At 40.0% G+C, this 4,069-nt stretch carries 1 protein-coding gene and 1 pseudogene; both read left to right on the plus strand.

Going from position 1 to position 4,069, the window contains the following annotated elements; all coding sequences use genetic code 11:
• The first annotated feature begins 20 nt into the window (after nt 1–20).
• Nucleotides 21–3,572: a translocation/assembly module TamB domain-containing protein gene (locus ACTHJT_RS00960; RefSeq protein WP_440235724.1), complete on the plus strand. Its 3,552-nt coding sequence runs from the start codon at nt 21–23 to the stop codon at nt 3,570–3,572.
• A 9-nt stretch (nt 3,573–3,581) separates the two neighbouring features.
• Nucleotides 3,582–4,069, plus strand: a pseudogene (locus ACTHJT_RS00965) (BamA/TamA family outer membrane protein); the annotation flags it as partial.

The following is a 4,069-nucleotide window of genomic DNA, read 5'->3' on the forward strand; positions in this document are numbered from 1 at the left end:
AAAACAAAGATCGGTCCGTAATGTTCAATCTGCTTGCACAAGGCAGCTTGAACAAACTTACAATTAAACAATTCTATTTAAAAGCACTGGAAACAACCATTGATACAAAAGGACAGATCAACTTCATCAGCAATCCTGACAAGCTTTTCATGGATCTGAATATCAAACGTATCCGGACAGGGGCTTCGGATCTAGCTGCCCTTTTGCCCGACAGTACACTGCCGGCAAGCATTTCTGTTCCGGATGAAATATTCCTGACCGGAAATTACAAAGGTACATTATCAGACTTCACATCAACCATGAATCTTAGCAGCTCTATAGGAAATGCCTTGGTTCATGCAAATATGTCCGGACTACAGCAAGAGATCCCTGCATACCAACTGGCATTACAAACCCATAATTTCAATCTTGGCAAACTATTAAACCAAACTATGCTGGGTGAACTAAACGGAGCCCTTGCCATAACAGGCAGCGGTCTTGATACCAGCACGTTTGCAGCTACCGTTCATTCAGATATCGAATCGATATCAATCAATGCATACAACTACCACTCCATTCAATTCAACGGCACTCTCAATAAACAATTGGTTGAAGTGGAAGGAACAGTGGCAGACAGCAACCTCAACCTTTCACTTGCAGGAAAAGCCAATCTCGATAAACAGCAGGAATTTTACGATCTGAAATTAAATTTAAAAGGTGCAGACCTGCAGAAATTAAAGCTAACAAAAGAACACACCACTGTTTCTGCCAATACAGATCTTCATCTTGACGGCGATCCTACAAAAAATATCAATGGTCATATTTCTACACGAAACATTCTTGTTATCCAGAACGGAAAGAGATATAAAGAAGACTCATTGGTATTGGTATCTGTTAATGAACCTGGCAAGAGTAATGTAAAACTCAACAGTTCCATGTTTGCTGCTACCTTCGATGGGAACATCGATGTATTATCTGTAAGCGGTGCAGTGACCAATCACCTGAACCGGTATTTTCATTTCACAAATGCTTCCTATAAAAAAACAAATCCGCAAAATTTCACTTTCGAAGTTCAGGTAAACGATTCACCGCTGTTACGCGAAGCGGTGCTTCCATCATTAAGCCAATACAGCAGCATGCACATCAATGGATCGTTTAACAGCGAAGAGGCTAAGCTAACGATTCAGGCGGATGTTCCATCTGCCACATATAGCGGTACTACTGTTAATGACTTTACATTTAATCTTAATTCAGATCAAAATAAAATCACTTATAACACCGGGTGGGAACACTTAGGTACAGGCGGTATAAACCTGGAAGAAACAATCGCAGACGGAACCATCGGAAAAGATACTGCGGGCATTAATCTCACCATTAAGAATACCGACGGAAAAGATAAAATCAAATTAAATTCCATCCTGACCATCACTTCCGGGAATCATTACCGGTTCAGCATCTTAAAGGATGGACTTTCACTGCAGGAAGAAAAATGGACGGTTGCTGACAAAAACTACATAGAAATCGGACACAAATATATTTTTGCCGAACATTTCGACCTCTCCCACAATACCCAATTCATTAAGCTCCAATCGGCGGCAGAAGGAAATGATATAGACCTTCAATTCAAAGCATTCAACCTGCACACACTATCACAGATCATTGAAGATGATACGCTATTGGTACAAGGCATTCTGGATGGCGAAGTAAACTTCAAACACATCCGGCAGAATCCTGCCTTTACTTCCCAACTGAATATAAAAGACCTGGCATACAAAGATTCGCGCGTAGGAAATTTAAAAATAGCAGCGGACAACCTCACGGCAGATCGCTATACAGCAACTGTTGCATTAAGAGACTCTCTTAACCGGGCTACAATAGCTGGCTATTATGCTGGCTCTTCCAGTGACCTGCATTTTAATGCCGATATACAATCAATCGAACTTCATTCTATCGAAGCTTTTAGCGCCGAACAAATACATGGCAGTACCGGCAAGATTAAGGGAAATATTGCAATCACAGGCACTCCCAAAGATCCTGAATTCAATGGCAACATACAATTCATTGATGCATCTACCAAGGTTGCCTACATCAATCAACGGTTGTTCATGAAGAAAGAAACAATAAACATTTCACCGGAACGTGTTACGTTCAATTCATTCAATATTCTTGATTCATTAAACAATGAAGCCGTGATCAATGGTTATGTGGGCATCAAAACATTTGACGACGTTACATTTAATTTAACCGTCAATACAAATGATTTTATGGTATTGAATACTACTGCCGTGAACAATAAATTGTATTATGGCAAAGTAATCCTGGATAGTAAAATTTCGATCAAAGGTGATCAGAATCTTCCCGTCATCAATGCGGATATCAATATCGTCCGTGGAAGCCACTTTACCTTTGCAGTTCCGGATTCCAAAGTTACCGTAGACCGCGGTGATGGTATTGTAATCTTTACAAGTGACTCTTCTTCTCTGGACCCGATCATGCTCAGACAAACAGATGAACTTGCTGCGCAAAAAATAACCGGTCTTGATTTATCTGCGAAAATACACATCAACAGAAACAGTACGCTAAAATTATTAGTCGACCCGATCTCCGGCGACTCCTTATCGGTAAGGGGCGACGCCGACTTAAATTTTAAAATGGATGAAAGTGGACAGACCAGCTTATCCGGCAGGTATGTAGTATATGACGGCAGTTATAAAGCTTCCCTGGAAAATCTGATTGTACGAAAATTCAATATTACGCGTGGAAGCACCATTATCTGGAGCGGCGACCCTACAAATGCGCTTGTGGATATTAAAGCCACTTATGAAACCAGAACGGCACCAGACGGGCTCCTTGCGAACTCGGCAGTAATTGATTCCAGCGCATTACGTAAGCCCCTGCCCTTCATCGTAATTATGTCGATGCAGGGTGAATTATTAAAACCCTTGATCAGTTTTCAATTGGATATGCCAGACAATACGAAAGGAGCCTTAGGCGGCGAAGTTTATTCCCAGATTTCCAATATCAATGCCAATGAATCTGAAGTCAACAAACAGGTATTCGCACTATTGGTTCTAAACCGATTTATCGTGCCTGACAACACCGGCAGTTCGGGAGGAGCCTCTGATTTTGCACGGCGAAGTGTGAGCCGGATGATGAGTAATGAACTCAATAAATTATCTGCTAAATATGTGGAAGGATTGCAAATAGATGTTGATGTACAATCATACAACCAAATAAATAACGGCGAACAGAAAGGGAATACACAGGTGGAAGTTGGAGTAAGTAAAAGCCTGTTGAATGAACGGCTTACGGTACAGATTGGTGGCAACGTACCACTCGAAGGACAAGACGCAGCAACAAACAGTAATGCAAAAAATATTACGGGTGATGTACAGGTTGAATACAAAATAACTAAAAACGGGAGATATAAAATAAAAGCATTCCGCATCAACCAATATGATGGTATTTTAAATGGAAATATTGTAGAAACAGGTGCAGGCATCATGTATGTACGGAACTTCACACACTTCAAGGAATTGTTTATTTCTAAAAAGAAAAAAAAGAAACTTATCGACAACGAAGACCAACAATAAATAGCATTAATGAAATTCAGCAATAGCTACATATATATCATTATTTTTACTGCGTTTTGCCTGGCATGTAAATCTACTAAGTATGTTCCTGAAGAAGACAGTCTATACACTGGTTCAGACTTCCATATCCAATCTGAGGAATCCAAGAAATTTATTAAAAGCGTTAAGTCAGATCTGGAGGAACAATTAAAACCCAAACCAAATACTTCTATATTCGGTTTGCCAATAAAATTAAATTTCTACAGCCTGCTGGGAAAACCTAAAAAAGAAAAAGGATTAAGGTATAACCTGAGTAAAAAGTTCGGTGAAGCCCCGGTATTATTTTCAACGGTAAATCCTTCCTTCACCCAGAAGGCCTTATCCGCAGCGCTTTTCAACCGGGGATTATTTGACGCGGAAGTAACGTATGATATTATAAAAAGCAAAAACGGAAAGAAAACCCATGTAACGTATCAAATCAAAACCGGAGCTTCCTATAAAATAAAAAACTATTCTGT

The organism is Cytophaga sp. (genome assembly GCF_051961495.1).
Taxonomy (GTDB): Bacteria; Bacteroidota; Bacteroidia; order Cytophagales; family Cytophagaceae; genus Cytophaga.

What these genes read in the sequence shown, in the direction of transcription:
- ACTHJT_RS00960 (WP_440235724.1), top strand. Translation starts at nt 21, where the DNA reads ATGTTCAATCTGCTTGCACAAGGCAGCTTGAACAAACTTACAATTAAA.